At 69.7% G+C, this 15,578-nt stretch carries 13 protein-coding genes and 1 pseudogene; 6 read left to right on the top strand and 8 right to left on the bottom strand.

Features of this window, described 5'->3' with window-relative positions; all coding sequences use genetic code 11:
* From VIS07_09400 to VIS07_09370, 7 genes are all read right to left on the bottom strand, one after another.
* Nucleotides 1-2,694, bottom strand: a complete 2,694-nt coding sequence (locus VIS07_09400; GenBank protein HEY8515715.1) for a glucosidase — start codon at nucleotides 2,692-2,694, stop codon at nucleotides 1-3.
* On the bottom strand, nucleotides 2,691-3,461 hold the full coding sequence (locus tag VIS07_09395) for a glucose 1-dehydrogenase (GenBank protein HEY8515714.1): 771 nt from the start codon (nucleotides 3,459-3,461) through the stop codon (nucleotides 2,691-2,693). Before VIS07_09395 ends, VIS07_09400 begins: the two co-directional genes overlap by 4 nt.
* Before the next feature lie 12 nt (nucleotides 3,462-3,473).
* On the bottom strand, nucleotides 3,474-3,956 hold the full coding sequence (locus VIS07_09390) for a VOC family protein (GenBank protein ID HEY8515713.1): 483 nt from the start codon (nucleotides 3,954-3,956) through the stop codon (nucleotides 3,474-3,476).
* 60 nt (nucleotides 3,957-4,016) lie between these two features.
* Nucleotides 4,017-5,129, bottom strand: a complete 1,113-nt coding sequence (locus VIS07_09385; protein ID HEY8515712.1) for an amidohydrolase family protein — start codon at nucleotides 5,127-5,129, stop codon at nucleotides 4,017-4,019.
* Complete coding sequence (locus VIS07_09380; protein ID HEY8515711.1) at nucleotides 5,126-5,839, bottom strand: TetR/AcrR family transcriptional regulator; 714 nt, start codon at nucleotides 5,837-5,839, stop codon at nucleotides 5,126-5,128. The genes VIS07_09385 and VIS07_09380 overlap by 4 nt, the downstream gene beginning before the upstream one ends.
* The gene (locus VIS07_09375; protein HEY8515710.1) at nucleotides 5,836-6,744 is read right to left on the bottom strand and encodes a hypothetical protein; all 909 of its coding nucleotides are present in this window, start codon (nucleotides 6,742-6,744) and stop codon (nucleotides 5,836-5,838) included. Before VIS07_09375 ends, VIS07_09380 begins: the two co-directional genes overlap by 4 nt.
* A gap of 94 nt (nucleotides 6,745-6,838) precedes the next feature.
* Nucleotides 6,839-7,843 (bottom strand): aldo/keto reductase, encoded by a 1,005-nt coding sequence (locus VIS07_09370; GenBank protein ID HEY8515709.1) that lies wholly within the window; start codon nucleotides 7,841-7,843, stop codon nucleotides 6,839-6,841.
* 94 nt (nucleotides 7,844-7,937) lie between these two features.
* On the opposite strand from VIS07_09370, the gene VIS07_09365 reads away from it, so the two are divergent.
* The gene (locus tag VIS07_09365) at nucleotides 7,938-8,372 is read left to right on the top strand and encodes an NFACT RNA binding domain-containing protein (protein ID HEY8515708.1); all 435 of its coding nucleotides are present in this window, start codon (nucleotides 7,938-7,940) and stop codon (nucleotides 8,370-8,372) included.
* A gap of 56 nt (nucleotides 8,373-8,428) precedes the next feature.
* On the opposite strand, the gene VIS07_09360 is transcribed toward VIS07_09365, so the two are convergent.
* Nucleotides 8,429-9,343: an SMP-30/gluconolactonase/LRE family protein gene (locus VIS07_09360; protein HEY8515707.1), complete on the bottom strand. Its 915-nt coding sequence runs from the start codon at nucleotides 9,341-9,343 to the stop codon at nucleotides 8,429-8,431.
* Between the two features lie 387 nt (nucleotides 9,344-9,730).
* On the opposite strand from VIS07_09360, the gene VIS07_09355 reads away from it, so the two are divergent.
* The 5 genes and pseudogenes from VIS07_09355 (at nucleotide 9,731) to VIS07_09335 (ending at nucleotide 15,578) form a co-directional block, all read left to right on the top strand.
* Nucleotides 9,731-10,693, top strand: a complete 963-nt coding sequence (locus VIS07_09355) for a hypothetical protein (protein HEY8515706.1) — start codon at nucleotides 9,731-9,733, stop codon at nucleotides 10,691-10,693.
* A 52-nt stretch (nucleotides 10,694-10,745) separates the two neighbouring features.
* Nucleotides 10,746-12,215: a DUF1800 family protein gene (locus tag VIS07_09350; GenBank protein HEY8515705.1), complete on the top strand. Its 1,470-nt coding sequence runs from the start codon at nucleotides 10,746-10,748 to the stop codon at nucleotides 12,213-12,215.
* A gap of 19 nt (nucleotides 12,216-12,234) precedes the next feature.
* Complete coding sequence (locus VIS07_09345; protein ID HEY8515704.1) at nucleotides 12,235-13,659, top strand: DUF1501 domain-containing protein; 1,425 nt, start codon at nucleotides 12,235-12,237, stop codon at nucleotides 13,657-13,659.
* Nucleotides 13,660-13,945: 286 nt separating this feature from the next.
* Nucleotides 13,946-14,866, top strand: coding sequence for a hypothetical protein (locus VIS07_09340; GenBank protein ID HEY8515703.1), 921 nt, complete (start codon nucleotides 13,946-13,948; stop codon nucleotides 14,864-14,866).
* A 434-nt stretch (nucleotides 14,867-15,300) separates the two neighbouring features.
* Nucleotides 15,301-15,578 (top strand): annotated as a pseudogene (locus VIS07_09335) (recombinase family protein).

Below are 15,578 nucleotides of genomic sequence, written 5' to 3'. Positions count from 1 at the left end.
TCAGCCGCCGCCCTGCTGGATCAGCTTCGCGATCAGCGCCGTCCAGCCCGTCTGGTGGCTCGCGCCGAGGCCGGCGCCGGTTTCGCCGTGGAAGAACTCGTGGAAGAGCACGAGGTCGGCGAAGCTCGGGTCCCTGCGGAAGATCGACATCTCGCGCAGGCAGGGACGCACGCCGGCCTCGTCGGGCAGGAAGAGGCGCACCAGCCGGCGCGTGAGCTCCGCCGCGACCTCGCCGAGGTGCATGCGGACGCCGGAGCCGGTCGGGCACTCGACCTCGAGGTCGTCGCCGTAGAAGTAGTGGTAGCGCTGCAGCGCCTCGATCAGCAGGAAGTTCACCGGTAGCCACACCGGCCCGCGCCAGTTCGAGTTGCCGCCGAAGAGGCCACAGCGCGAGTCGCCGGGCTCGTAGTCGACGCGGTGCACGGTGCCGTCGACGGTGAGCTCGTAGGGATGTCGGAGGTGGTGGCGCGACAGCGCGCGCACGCCGTACGGCGACAGGAACTCCTCCTCGTCGAGCATGTAGCGCAGCACGCCCACGAGTCGCTCGCGTCCGACCAGCGCGAGCAGACGCAGCACGCGCAGGTCGGGCTTGGTGCAGGTCTCGACGTGGTCGCCGAGCTCGGGGCGGTGCTCGATGAACCACTGCATGCGCCGCTTGAATGCCGGCAGGCGGTCGATCAGCTCCGAGTCGAGCGTCTCGACGCCGTAGAGCGGGATCAGCCCGACCAGCGAGCGGACCTTGAGCGGCAGCCGGCGTCCGTCGGGCAGTGACAGCACGTCGTAAAAGAAGCCGTCCTCGCAGTCCCAGAGCTCGACGCCGTTGCCGCCGAGGTTGTTCATCGCGTGGCAGATGTAGACGAAGTGCTCGAAGAACTTGCTCGCGACGTCCTCGTACGCGCGGTTCTCGCGCGCGAGCTCGAGCGCGATCGTGAGCATGTTGAGGCAGTACATGCCCATCCAGCTCGTCGCGTCGCTCTGCTCGATGACGCCGCCGGTCGGCAGCGGCTTCGAGCGGTCGAAGACGCCGATGTTGTCGAGGCCGAGGAAGCCGCCCTGGAAGACGTTGCGGCCCTGCGCGTCCTTGCGGTTCACCCACCAGGTGAAGTTGAGCAGCAGCTTGTGAAAGACGCGCTCGAGAAAGGCGCGGTCGCCCACGCCGCCGCGCCGCTTCGCCTCGATCTTGTAGACCCGCCACGCCGCCCACGCGTGCACGGGCGGGTTCACGTCGGAGAAGCTCCACTCGTAGGCGGGGAGCTGGCCGTTCGGGTGCATGTACCACTCGCGAAGGAGCAGGAGGAGCTGCTCCTTCGCGAACGCCGGGTCGACGAGCGCGAGCGGGATGCAGTGGAAGGCGAGGTCCCACGCCGCGTACCAGGGGTACTCCCACTTGTCGGGCATCGAGACGACGTCGGCGTTGTAGAGGTGCGTCCAGTCGGCGTTGCGCCCGTCGCGCCGTGACGCGGGCGGCGGCGGTCCCTCCGGGTCGCCCGCGAGCCAGCGATCGACCTCGTAGTGGTAGAACTGCTTGCTCCACAGCAGCCCGGCGATGGCTTGACGCATCACGGTGCGCGACGCGGCGTCGAGCGTCGACGTTGCGAGCCCGGCGTGGAACTCGTCGGCCTCGGCGCGGCGCTGGGCGAAGATGCGATCGTGCTCGTCACGGAGCGCGTCGGTGGCGTCGGGCATCGAGGGGTCGTCGGACAATCGTAGCTTGACGGTGCGCGACTCGCCCGCGGCGAGATGCAGGACGTGGTGGAAGGCCGCCTTGGTGCCGCGGCCGAGCGGGCTCACCGCATCGCGCACCCCGTGTACGACGTAGTCGTGAAAGGCGTCCTTCACGTGCGCGGACGCGTTCTCGATGCCCCAGAGCCGGCGCGCGTTGCTCTCGTTGTCGGTGAACAGCGTCTCGCCGCGCCTGTCGACGGCGAGCCAGCGCCGTCCGTAGTACTCGTGCTCGACCTCGAGCGCGGCGGCAGCCTCGGTCGCGCGCTGCGCGCGGATCACCGGCCGCCGCGGATCGAGCCCCCACGACCACGTGTTGCGGAACCAGACGGTCGGCAGCAGGTGGAGCGGCGCCGGGTCGGGTCCGCGGTTCGTGACGGTGACGCGGACGAGGATGTCCTCGGGCGTCGCCTTCGCGTACTCGACCTCGACGTCGAAGTAGCGGCCGTCGTCGAACACGCCGGTGTCGGTGATCTCGTACTCGGGAAGCTCGCGCCCGCGCCGACGGTTCTCCTCGACGAGCTGCGCGTAGGGAAAGGCGCGCTGCGGGTACTTGTAGAGCATGCGCGCGTAGGAATGCGTCGGCGTCGCGTCGAGGTAGAAGTACAGCTCCTTGACGTCCTCGCCGTGGTTGCCGTCCTCGTTGTCGAGGCCGAAGAGGCGCTCCTTGAGGATCGGATCGCGCTCGTTCCACAGCGCGATCGCGAAGCAGACGTACTGGTGGCGGTCGCAGAAGCCGGCGAGCCCGTCCTCACCCCAGCGGTAGGCGCGCGAGCGCGCGTGGTCGTGCGGCAGGTAGGTCCAGGCGGTGCCGTGCGGGCTGTAGTCCTCGCGCACCGTGCCCCACTGACGCTCGCTGAGATAGGTCCCCCAGCGCTTCCAGTTGCGCAGCCGTCGTTCGTCCTCGCGGAGCCGCGCGAGCTCCGCGCCGGCGCCGACGCCGGGGTCAGGGGCCTCCGCAGGGGGCGTCACTGCACGACGATACCACCATCGACGCGCAGAACGGCACCGCTGATCCACTTGGCCTCGTCGGAGGCGAGGAACACCGCGGCGCGTGCGACGTCGTCGATCTCGCCGACGCGCCCGAGCGGGATGAACATCGCGGTCGCCGCGCGGCCCTCGGGCGTGCCGAGGAACGGCGCGTTGAGGTCGGTCGGGATCGGACCCGGCGCGATGCAGTTCGCGCGCACGTTGCTCGAGCCGTACTCGGACGCGAGGTAGTAGGTCAGCGTGACGAGGCCGCCCTTCGCGGTCGCGTAGTCCGCGACGCCGACCGGCGCGGCCTGGAACGCGCCGTGCGACGAGACGTTCAGGATCACGCCGCCGCCGCGCGCGATCAGGTGCGGCAGCGCGTACTTCGCGCACAGGAACGGGCCGCGCAGGTTGATCGCGATCGTCCGGTCCCACTGCTCGACCGGCATGTCGGCGATGCGGTTGCCGTACGAGATCACGGCCGCGTTGTTGTAGAGGACGTCGAGCCCGCCGTACGCATCGACCGCCGCCGCGATCGCGGCGGACACGTCGTCCTCGCGCGACACGTCGCAGCGCCGGAAGAGGGCGGTGCCGCCTTCCGCGCGAATCGCGGCCGCGACCGCCTCGCCCGCGTCGTCGAGGACGTCGAGCAGCGCGACGCTCGCTCCTTCGGACGCGAACGCACGCGCCACGCCCGCGCCCTGTCCCTTCGCGGCGCCGGTGATCACGGCGACCTTGCCGGCGAGCCTTCCCGTCGAGCGCGACATCTCGGCCTCCGTTCAGCCCGCCGCGGGCGCGTTGGGAACCTCGTAGGGCAGGAGGTCGAGCGTCGGCACCTGCACGATCTCGATCGGGAAGCCGTCGGGATCGCGCACGACGCAGCACTCGATGCCGCTCGGCAGCACGGTGCGCGTCTCGTCCTCGACCGTCACGCCCTGCGCGCGCAGCTCGGCGAGCGTCTCGTCGAGGCTCAGGACGTAGAAGCTCAGGTGCGAGTGCCCGACCTCGTTCGCGGCGCGCTTGCGCGCGGCACGCTCGGGCGGCGGATTCGAGAAGCCGATGAGCTCGATGCGCATGCCGTCGCGCTTCATGAAGACGCCCTTGAACTTCGCGTCCGGGACGCCCATCACGCGCGCCGTCGCCGCGTCGTCGAACTCGGCCTCGAGCACGACCTCGAAGCCCAGCACGTCGGTGTAGAAGGCGCGCGAGCGCTCGAGGTCGGACACGCAGTGCGAGTAGTGCAGCAGGCGGGCGTTCTTCATCGCTCGTTCCTCCTCACGCGCGTTCCTCGCGGGCGTGTCGCGCGCGCCTTTCTCGCGTGCTCAGGCGGCGAGCCCGTAGAGCCGCGCCGCGTTCGCGCCGCGGACCTTGTCGCGCGCCGAGAGCGGCAGCTTCTCGAGGTGCTCCTCGAGCTCGTCGACGACGCCCGGGAAGGTGGCGTCGAGGTGCGGGTAGTCCGACGCCCAGACGATGCGGTCCTCGCCGATCACCGGCGCGAGCAGCGGCAGCGTCGTCTCGTCGGGGTCGAAGGAGATGAAGCACTGGCGCTTGAAGTACTCGCTCGGCTTGAGCTTCAGCTCGGGCGCCATCCAGCCGTAGACGCGCGCGAAGTGGTCGAAGCGGTCGAACCAGTGGCCGAGCCAGCCGCCGCCCGCCTCGAGCACGACGACCGTCAGCTTCGGATGGCGCTCGAGCACGCCGCCGCAGACGAGCTGCGAGAAGCCGATGTAGTCGTCGATGAAGAAGATCGACGGGTGGCCCATGATCGGCGCGTCGAGCGGCAGGCCCTGCATCGTCCCCGGCAGATCTCCGGCGCCCGACGGATGAAGCCCCACGGGCACGCCCGCTTCCGCGCACGCCGCCCAGAACGGGTCGTAGTCGCGGTGGTGCAGGCTGCGCCCCTTGCACGGGTTCGGGCGGACGAAGACGCCCTTCATGCCGAGCTCCGCGACGGCGCGCTGCATCTCGCGCACCGCGGCGTCGACGTCCTGCAGCGGCACCGCGGCGACTCCGATCAGACGCGCGGGATCCGTGCGGCAGTAGTCCGCGAGCCAGTCGTTGTAGACGCGGCAGCAGGCCGCGGCGAGCGCCGGATCGTCGACCGCCTCGAGGAAGAGCCCGATCGAGGGGTAGAGCACGGCGACGTCGATGCGTTCGGTGTCCATGTCGCGCAGGCGCTGCCGCGGGTCGCTGCCGCCGGGGAGGAGCTCCGCGTAGCGCACGCCCTTGCCGACGTCGTCGAACGGTCGTCCCGCGAGCCCGACCCCGACGATGCCGAAGGGCAGGAGCACCCGACCTTCGAGGTGGACTTCTTCTTGACGTGTGTCGGGGTTCCAGCGGATCGCGAAGCCACGCGCGCGGAGCGACGGCGGCAGCTCGCGCTGCCAGAGGTCGGCGGGCTCGATCACGTGACCGTCGGCGTCGATCGTCTTCATGTCCGGCTCCTGCTCGCTGTCGCGCGCTCCGTGCGGCCGAGCCGCGCGGCGGGGCGGACGACGGCGCGACGGACGAGCGCGACCATCTCCGCCTTGCGTTGCTCGAGGCTCGGAAGACTGCCGCCGTAGAGCTGGCGCCGCCCGTGCGCGGGCAGCATGAACTCGAACAGCACCACGCCGCCGATCGACAGCACGGTCGCGAGCGGCGGGTCGGGGTAGAACTCGCCGGCGCGCACGCCGGCGGCGATGAACTCGGTGAAGCGCCGCACGAAGTGGGCGAAGACGGGCGGCATGCCGACGCCGCCGCGCGTCTCGAGCAGGCCGCGGCAGAGGATGCGCGCGTTGACCGGGTCGGCGCCGTAGAAGTCGACGAGTGCGCCGACGAGGCGGTCGAGGCGCGCGGCAAAGCTCTCGGGCGGGGCGTCGAACCAGCTCTCCGCGGCGGCCTCGAGACGCTCGCCGAGCGCCTGGAAGACGGCGTAGCGCAGCGTGTCCTTGGTCGGGAAGTAGTGGAACAGCGTCGGCTTGGTGAGACCCGAGCGCTCGGCCAGCACCGCGTAGCTGAGCCCAGCGTCGCCGCCCTCGGCGTAAATCGCGCTCGCCGTCGCGACCAGACGGGCGCGCGCTTGCTTGACGCGGCTCGGTCCGGGCGGCCTCCCGGGGCCGCGCGCCCGGCGCGCGACGCGGCCGCGCTCGGCTCGGACGCTCATGCCGCCATCCCGGGCTGCGGGCCGTAGCACTCCGGCCAGTACTGCGCCGGCACGAACGCCCGGCGCAGCACGCGCTCGGGAAACAGCGCCAGGCTGTAGTTCGAGATGCGCTCGAGCACGAGCTGCGTGTCGGGATTGCGCTCGCGGTAGCCGAGGCGTGAGAGGCGCATGTAGAGCTTCGACAGCCGACGCACGGCCGCGAGCTCGACCGCGTTCATCGAGCCGAGCAGGAAGGTCACGTGGCCGATCTCGTCGATCAGGATCTCGTCGAGCAGCTCGCGCACGCGGCTCTGCATCTCCGGCCACTCCGCGAGCAGCTTCTCGCCGCGCTCGGCCATGCGCAGGAACGCGACCGTGCCCATGAGCTCGCCCGCGAGCAGCAGCACGTACGACCCGCGCTGCGGCAGGCGCGACATCAGCTTGACGGACTGCTGGATGACGCGCGGCGGCTCGCGCAGCTCGTAGTCGACGCCGAACAGGCGCACGATCGAGCGCAGGATGCGCGTGTGGTACGTCTCCTCGAGGTCCGCGAAGTCGCGCGGCCTGAGCACGCCGCCGCGACCGAGGCCGTCGAAGCCGCCGCGATCGAGCAGGTAGTCGACACCCCAGGCCTCGCCCTCGTTGGCGCGGGACACCTGCACGAGCCACCAGACCAGCGGTGACGCAGCAGAGAGCGGCTTGACGCCCCGGTGGAGCTGCGTGAACTCGTCCTGCGTGATCTTCTCGCCGCGCCAGACCGGCTGCGGACGCGACTCGAGCTCGCGGAAGAACTCCTCGCGCCGCGACAGCGTGCGCCGGGCGACGTCGGGCTCGCCGTCGCGCTTCAGCGCGTAGGCGACGTAGTCGGCGCCGATCCGCCGCCGCTGCTCGGCCGGGAGTGGGGTGAACAGCCGAGGATCCAGCATGCGGCCGTTATCATCCGATCGGTTGATTTTTGCAAGAGGCTTGGGCGTTCGGAGGCGCGTGCCGACGCGACGCCGTCCACCGCAGACGAGCGCGTCAATGCCAGGGTAGGGCGGAGCGCGTCTTCCAGTACGTCTCGGGCGGCTCGGCCAGCTCCGCGAGCTCGCCGAGCGTCGCGTCGTCGAGCTCGAGCGCGACGCCCGCGACGTGCGAGCGGAGCTGATCGGTGGTCACGGCGCCGGAGAGCACGAGGTCCGCGGCGCCGAGCGACGCGGCGAAGGCGACGGCGAGCCGGTCGACCGGAACCGCGAGGCGCCCGGCGATCTCGCCGAGGCGCTGGCGCAGGCGCTCGTCCTCGGGCCGCCGGTTCGCGGGCGTGAGCCGTCCGTTGGCGTGCACCTCTTTGAGGATGACGCCGAGACCCGCGGCGCGCGCCTCGGCGAGCGCGTCGCGCAGCGACGGCTCGAGGACGTTGTAGGTCGCCTGCACGACGTCGAAGACGCGCTCCCCGTCGATGCGCGCGTCGAGCGCGAGCTCGAGCGTGCGTCGCGAGCCCGTCCCGGTCAGCGTGAGCCCGATCGCGCGCACGACTCCCGAGCGCCGCGCCTCGACCAGCGCGCGCAGCACGTCCTCGTCCTGCAGCACGCCGGAGTCCGCGGTCGCGCTGTGGATCTGGTAGAGCGTCAGCGCCTCTCCGAGGATCGCGCGGCTCTCCGCGAGCTGCGTGCGCAAGCGCGCGAGCGAGAGCTCCTTCTCCTCGTGCACCGGCGCGTCGATCCGCCAGTCGGCGGTGTAGCGGTAGCCCCACTTGCTGCCGACGGTCGCGTCGCGCGGGCCGAGACCGCGCGCGCGAAGCCAGCGGGCGAGGAACTCCTCGGCGCGGCCGTAGCTGCGCGCGGCGTCGACGTAGCGCACGCCGGCGGCGTACGCGGCGTCGAGGAGCTGCACGGTGCGCGCTTCGAGCGCTTCGACCGTGCGCTCCGGCAGGTCGGCGCTGCGGCCGAGGGTGATGTAGCCGGGACGGCCGAGCGCCGCGAGCCCGAGGCCGAGCTTCGACACCGTCGGCCCGCGGTCGCCGAGCGGACCGAGCGCGAGCGCCATGCGAACGATGCTACCGTCTCGCGCGCGCGTGTCCACGGGCTTCGTCTGGACAACGCGCATCGCGGCTGTTCCATTCCGCGTGCGGAGAACCGAGATGGCGCGGCAGGAGCGAGGGGAGGTTGGTCCGACCGATGCGGACGCGGGCGTCTGGCGCGGACGCTCGGTCGCGCGGCGCTTCGTGTCGCCCGACGGCATGATCGTGCTCGTCGGGCGCACCGCCGAAGACAACGACATCCTGTCGCTGAAGCTCGCCTCGCCGCGCGACTTCTGGCTGCACGTCGCGGGCGAGTCGGGATCGCACGTCGTGATCCGCAACCCGGACAAGCTCGCGCGCCCGCCGCGCGACACCGTGCGTTTCGCGGCCGGCCTCGCCGCGGGCTACTCGCGCGCACGTCACGGCGGACAGGTGAGCGTGCACCTCGCGACCTGCGCCGACGTCAAGAAGCCGCGCGGCTTGCCACCGGGCAAGGTGACGCTCGGCCGCTTCACCACGGTGCGCGCGACGCCGCTGCGCTTCGACGATGCTTGACGCTCGACGGCGGGCGCGGGCGTGCGCATCCACGCCCGCGCCGCCGACGCTGACGCTCAGAAGGCGAGCTTCAGCCCCGGCCGCGGCCAGTCCATCGCGACCAGCCGACCGGTTCCCGAGAGCGTGATGTAGGCCGTCTTCAGGTCCGGGCCGCCGAAGCAGATGTTGGTGGTCAGCGGGTCCGGCATCGGGACGTGGGTCACGCCCTCGCCGCTCGGGGGCACGACCGTGATGCCGCCGTTCGCGAGCGTCGCGACGCAGACGTTGCCCGCCGAATCGACCGCCAGCGAGTCGAAGAGCTGGAAGCCGGGCAGGCCGACGACGAGCGTGCCGGGCGTGCCGAGCCCCGCCGCAGGAGCCACCTCGCCCGGGGCCGTCACCTCCCACGACCAGAGGCGTCCGGTGAAGGTCTCGGCGACGTAGAGGCGCTTGCCGTCCGGTGACAGGCCGATTCCGTTCGGAGCCTCGAGGGGAAAGATCACCTCGCGGATCAGCGAGCCGTCGGGCTTGGCGTAGTAGACGCCGGTGCGGTCCCGGTCGCGCTCGCGCATCTTGCCGTGGTCGGTGAACCAGAAGCCGCCGCTCGCGTCGAACACGAGGTCGTTCGGGCCGCGCAGCGGGCGACCGTCGCACTCGGTGTAGAGGTCCTCGACCTTGCCGGTCTCGAGGTCGACGCGCTGGATGCGCCCGCCGATGTACGACGCCGGCTGGTTGCCCGGCACGACGAGACCATTGACGTCGTGCCACTCGAAGCCGCCGTTGTTGCAGACGTAGAGCTTGCCGTCGGGCCCGAGCGCGGCCCCGTTCGGGCCACCGCCGACCTCGGCCACGACGCTCGTTTTCCCGTCGGGCGTGACGCGTGTGATGGTGCCGCGCCGGATCTCGGTCAGGATGATGCTGCCGTCCGGCATCCAGACCGGGCCCTCGGGAAACTGCAGTCCGCTTGCGATCTCGCGCAGCCCTTCGCCCATGGATCCCTCCTGCGAAACGACGTGAAAAGTGTATTCTCTGGCGCTCGGCATGCTGCTATAGGACGGGCCGGCGCTCTCCCAGGAGAGCAGATTTCACGGACGCAACCCAACCGACGGAACCTCTGCCAATGCATTCTGTGAAGCGGAACAATCAGATCCGGGCGAGCGACGTGCTGATGCTCGTCGCGGTCGTCGGCACCATCCTGGGCGGCATCATCACGCTTCTCGCCTGACGCAGACGGCCTGGACGCAGCGCGCGCCACCCCGTGGAGGACGCGGTAGCGGCCGCGCGAGCGCTTGCCTGCCGTGCGAGCTGCGTCCTATACCCGCCCGGCCACCGGGCCACCGCGCGGCGGGATCGGCGAACGGGTGGCGGAGGAGCCCAGCATGTCGAACATCATCCGTCGCTTCTACGCCGTCGCCACCGTGCTCGCGCTGCTCACCTGGCCGGGGGTCGCCGACGCGACCATCGTCACCGGCGGCGGTGCGCGCGTCCTCGACTGCATCACCGTCTTCGACACGCCGGCGCCGCTCGCCCGCAACCAGCGTCACATCCGCTGCGTCGACGGCGATCCGTCGTGCGACGCGGACGGGGAGGTCAACGGCGAGTGCCGCTTCCCCGTCTCGGTGTGCGCGAACAGCACCGCGTCGGTCTACTGCACGCCGCTCGGCGTGTCCTCGATCACCGTCGACCACTCGCTCGACAACGGTGATCCCAAGTTCGATCCCGACTTCCAAGCGCTGCGCTCGCGCATCGAGAACCAGATCGATCCGCCGACCCAGCAGCCCGACGCCTGCACGAGCCCGAGCAACATCGTCGTCCGCCTGAAGGGCCCGTTCCCCGGCAACCGCTGCCGGCAGAACTCGAAGCTGCTCAAGGTGCGTGCGATGTCGCCGTTCGTCGGCGGTCGCTTCTTCAACGACACCGACACGCTGCGCTTCACCTGCCGTCCGGCGCCGGGGAGCTGCAATCCGACGTCGCTCTTCGAGGGCACGTACGACCGCATCCAGAAGCAGATCTTCAACGCGAGCTGCGCGCTGTCGGCGTGCCACGACTCGCAGACGCAGCAGGCCAACCTGCTGCTCGAGATCGGCGCGTCCTACACGCAGCTCGTCGGTGCTACGCCGACCAACGCGACCGCGCAGGGGCTCGGGTGGCTACGCGTCACGCCGGGCGACCCGTCGACGAGCCTCATCTACCGCAAGGTGACGGGCGACCTCGGGGTCGGGCTCGGCTCGCGCATGCCGCTCGGCAGACCGCCGCTCCCCGCCAACCTGATCCAGATCCTGCGCCTGTGGATCGAAGCAGGCGCGCCCGAAACCGGCTGGGTACCGGGCACCGATTCCTGAGCGTCCTCGCCGCGGCACGGGGTGTGTGGCGCGGGCGGGGTGGGGGAGACCGATGGGACACCAGAACACCGTCCTGACCGAGGCGGACGCTCGTCACCTGCTACGCCGCGCCGGCTTCTCGGCGACGCGCAAGGAGCTCGCGCAGAGCGGCATCGTCGGCATGACGCGCGGTGCCGCGGCCGACAAGCTGCTGAACTACAAGCCGAAGCCCTTTCGTCCGGGCGGACGCGACCAGCGGCGTCAGCACGACGCGCTGATGCGCTTTCTCCTCACCACCAAGACGCCGGTGCAGGAGAAGCTCGTGCTCTTCTGGCACGACCACTTCGCGACCGGGATCACGAAGCTCTTCGCGGTCAACTTCGGCGCCGCGACGAAGCTCATGGGCAACCAGCAGAAGCTCCTGCGCAAGCTCGCGAAGGGGAGCATGAAGGACCTCGTCAAGGCGATCGGCAAGGACGCCGCGATGATGGAGTTCCTCGACACCACGCGGAACGAGAAGTCGATCCCGAACGAGAACTACGCGCGCGAGCTGCTCGAGCTGTTTACGCTCGGCGTCTACGACAGCGCCGGCAACCCGAACTACACGCAGGCCGACATCGTGCAGATCGCGCGCGCCTTCACCGGCTGGCGCTACAAGCAGAACGGCACGGCGTACCTCGACAGGAGCAACCACGACTTCACGTCGGAGTTCCCCGAGCGCGGCCCGAAGCGGATCTTCGAGACCACCGGCAACATCGGCGGCGCCGACTTCGACGTGAACGGCGAGGGCGAGCCGGAGATCGACACCGTCGTCGACATCATCTTCACCCACACCGACACCGACGGGCACAACACGGTGGCGCGCCGCACCGCGCGCCGGCTGCTCGAGTTCTACGTCGGCCCCGATCCGAGCCTCGCGACGATCGACCAGGTGATCGCCGAGTCGAGCTTCGACACCACCTGGAGCATCCAGGCGCTGCTGCGCGCGATCTTCTGCCACGACGACTTCTACGAGACCGGCAAGCCGTTCGGTCCCGGCGTCAAGAAGTCGGTGAAGTGGCCGGTCGACTTCGCGATCGGCACGCTGCGGCTGCTCGGGATGCGCTTCGCCGGCGCCCACAAGTACATCCCGGGCGGGTCCTACACCGGCATCTTCAACCACATGGAGAACCTCGGTCAGGTCCTGATGGATCCGCCGAGCGTGTTCGGCTGGGACTGGGAGACGGCGTGGCTGTCGAGCTCGACGCTGCTCGCGCGCTACAACTTCGCGCGCGACGTCGCCGCGGCGCGCGGCGCCGCGCGGCTCAAGCCCGACAAGTTCGTCGACGTTTCGGAAACCGACCCCGCGGTGATCGTCGAGCAGGTGCTCGACGCGCTCGACGTCGCGCACAACTTCACCGCCGAGGATCGCCAGATCTGCATCGACTACTTGACGGACGGTGGTACGGTGACGCCCGACCTGCGCGACTATCGCTACCGCAACGCCAAGCTGAACGGGCTCTTCGAGATCGTGCTGAAGTCGCCCGGCTACCAGGTCTACTGAGCGGGGAGGGGAAGCACCGATGGCGATCACACGACGTCAGTTCATCCGTCGCACCGGTCTCGCCACCGCCGGCACGCTCCTCGCGCCGAGCCTGTTCACGAGCCCGCTCGTCCGTCGCGCGTTCGCCGATCTCGGCGACCGCTACCTCGTCGTGATCTTCCTCGACGGCGGCAACGACGGCCTCAACACCGTGGTCCCGGTCGACGATGGCGCGGGCACGCTGCGCACCGACTACGAGGCCGCGCGGCGCGCGGGCAACGGTGGCCTGCGTCTCTCGACCGCGTCGCTCGCGTCGACGATCGTCGGCAACGACCCGAACACCGGCGCGCTGCTCGCCCTGCACCCCGGGCTCGTCGGGCTCACGCAGCTCGCCGACTCGGGCAACGCGAGCCTCGCCGTCATCCAGGGCTGCGGCTACCCCGAGTACAACCTGTCGCACGAGGAGTCGCGGCTCATCTGGCAGACGGCCAACCCGCTGCGGCTCACGCCGCTGAGCGGCTCCGGCTGGGTCGGACGTCACCTCGCGGCGACCTACGGCCCGAGCCAGATCCCCGCGGTGTGCGTGCAGGACTCGATCGCGCCGGACTTCCGCCAGAACGTGACCAGCGTGCTCGCCGTGCGGCGCCTCGGGGACTTCGGCTTCCCCTGGGACGACTACGGCGACGACCAGGCCGCGAAGGAGGCCGCGTTCGCGGCGCTGCACGCGGCGGCCTCGGCCGGCTCGCAGCCGACGCAGGTCTTCGTCGGCAACGCCGGCACGGCGACGCTGCAGAGCACCAGCAGCTACCCCGTCGTGCACGACCTCTACCAGACGGACCGCGGCGCCTTCGGCCAGCTCTACTCGGAGATCGACCGCCGCCTCGCGTACGACCTGCGCGAGGTCGCGAAGATCATCTACGGCGTCTCGAGCGGCGTGCCGGGCGTCGGCGCGCGCTTCTTCCAGCTCTCGAACGGCGGCTACGACACGCACTCGGATCAGGGCGGGGCGCTCGGACAGCACTACGAGCTGCACCGCGAGCTCGGGGATTCGCTCAAGGTCTTCTACGACGACCTCGCCGACATGGGCGTCGCCGACAAGGTGCTGACGGTGGTGTGGAGCGAGTTCAGCCGCCGCATCGAGCAGAACGGCAACGGCACCGACCACGGCTCGCAGGGCCCGATGTTCGTCATCGGCGGCCCCAACGCCGTCAACGGCGGCGTCTACGGCAACCACCCCAACATCAACAAGGCCGACCTCGAGAGCGACGGCAACACGCGCTACCGCCAGACGCCGCACGACTTCCGCTCGACGGACTTCCGCGACGTCTTCGGGACGATCCTCAAGCACTGGCTCAACATGTCGCCGGCGCAGATCACGTCGAACGTCCTGATCCCGGATGCGTTGCCCGGCGAGTACTGGTCGGTCGCGAACGGGATCGACTTCGACATGGGGTTCCTCGCGTAGGGCAGGCGGATCCGCGCACTTTGTTGGATTGCCGCCGGGGTCGGGGCTCGGTCCCTGGCCGCGGCCGTCGTCATTCTGGCCGAACTTGCGTCTCACGACGGTCGCAGGAAGAAGCGGAGCGCCCGTTGTGAAGTCGTCGCGATCAAGCTGCTCTTTGGCGGCGTCCACGCCCGACCTTGATCAAGAACCGGACCGCGCGGTCATCGCGGTGGTCCACGAGCCAAAGTGCTCGTCTCGACGACGCGCGGTCGCAGCGACCGTCGGTGGCGCGTGAGGTGATGTAGCCGTGGAGGTTCTGACCTTCGACAGGATCGCGGCCGACGTCGAGAAGGTCCTTGCCATCTGCAGTGATGCCGGCGTGCGAACCGCAGGCACCAGAATCGCCGTAGCGGCGAAGCGCATCCGCGAAATCTGGGAGCACATCGCGACCCATCGACCGGACGAGGATTGGCCTAGGGTTGGCGGCTTCCGTGACGTGTCGCTGCTGATTGAGGGCTCCGAGTTCGCGACACTACTGCCCTGCATCGAGCGGTGGCTCGCTGAGCAGCCTGAGGATGTCTCGAGCAAGCTGAATAGGGTTCTTTCCGGTCCGCTCTTACCGACGCAGGAGACAGCCGAAACGAACAAAGCCCGGAACGTGCTGTTCGAACTGACTCTGGCGGCGAAGCTCGAGCGATTCGGTCGGCGGACTGAGCATGGCGAGCACCCGGATGTGACCTTGCGACTCCCGCAACGGGATATCTTCCTGGAATGCAAGAGGACGTTCTCGCCCAAGAAGGTTGACGAAAATATGAAGGATGCCGAGGCGCAGCTTGCTAGCGATCTGGAGGAAGCTCCCGGCACAACGTTCGGAGTCGTAGCTATCGACGTAACGAAGGTCGTCAATCCAGAGTACGAGTGCTGCAAGTTCTGGGACGAGTCTCAGCTCGGCAGAAACATGGCGAGTCGAGTCGACTCAGTAATCGCCCGCACCAAGAGCACGCGCGAGCGCTTTCGAGCGCAGCGTATCATCGGCGTGCTCTACAGGTTCGTCACGATCGCACACGACCTCCTTCACAATCGCTACGTGCTGGCGATCCAGGACTGCGTGGTCAGTCTCGGTGGCCCCCAGTACACAAACCGATATGCGGCCTTCGAGGCGTTCCGTAGGTCTCTCGGGATGGACGGCGTGCGTTACCGACGGAACACGAAGGCACTGCTCGGTTAGCTGGCACGAAGAACTCGACGGCCAGATTCCGCCGAACCGTAGGTGACCGGCGACGAGGCTCGCCACGAACGGAGCGAGCCCCTCAACAGGGTCTCGCTGGCGCCTCGGCGGCGCCAGGGCTCCAGCCGACTCCGGACGCCGCCGCCTGAGGCGCTGACGCGTCGAGAGTCGCAGGAGGTCAGGCTCCGCATTCGTAGCGGCCCGCTGGTGGCTCTCTGGGAGCCCTGAGCGGGACGGCCTCGATGTCGGTGCCCGACCTGAAGCTCTCTTGCTCCGCGAAGCTCCCGGCTTCGATGGCGATTCCTGCGGGACAGAGCTCGGTTGCGGGACGGCACGCGTTCATCGTCTCGTCCGTCTCTCGGTGCGGCTCCCACGCGCGCGTCGCGCCACGAAGGTGCTGGACAGATTCAACAGCGAAAGTGCTGTCCGATCGCCTGGACTGTCCCGCGAAGTCGAGCACCCGTGACCAACCGACGCCGGAGACGAAGCGCTGCGCGATCTACACGCGCAAGTCGACGTCGACCGGCCTCGACTCCGACTTCAACAGCCTCGACGCGCAGCGCGAGGCCTGTCGCGTACATCCAGCGCCAGCCCGGGTGGACCCTCGTCGACGAGCGCTACGACGACGGCGGCTTCACCGGCGCGAACACCGACCGCCCCGCGTTCCAGCGCCTCATGGCTGACATCGACGCGGGCAAGGTCGACGTCATCG

It is taken from the genome of Candidatus Binatia bacterium (genome assembly GCA_036563615.1).
Classification (GTDB): domain Bacteria; phylum Desulfobacterota; class Binatia; order UBA12015; family UBA12015; genus DATCMB01.
The sequence above is the reverse complement of the archived record's forward strand: the minus strand, read 5'-3'. Positions and strand labels throughout refer to the sequence as shown.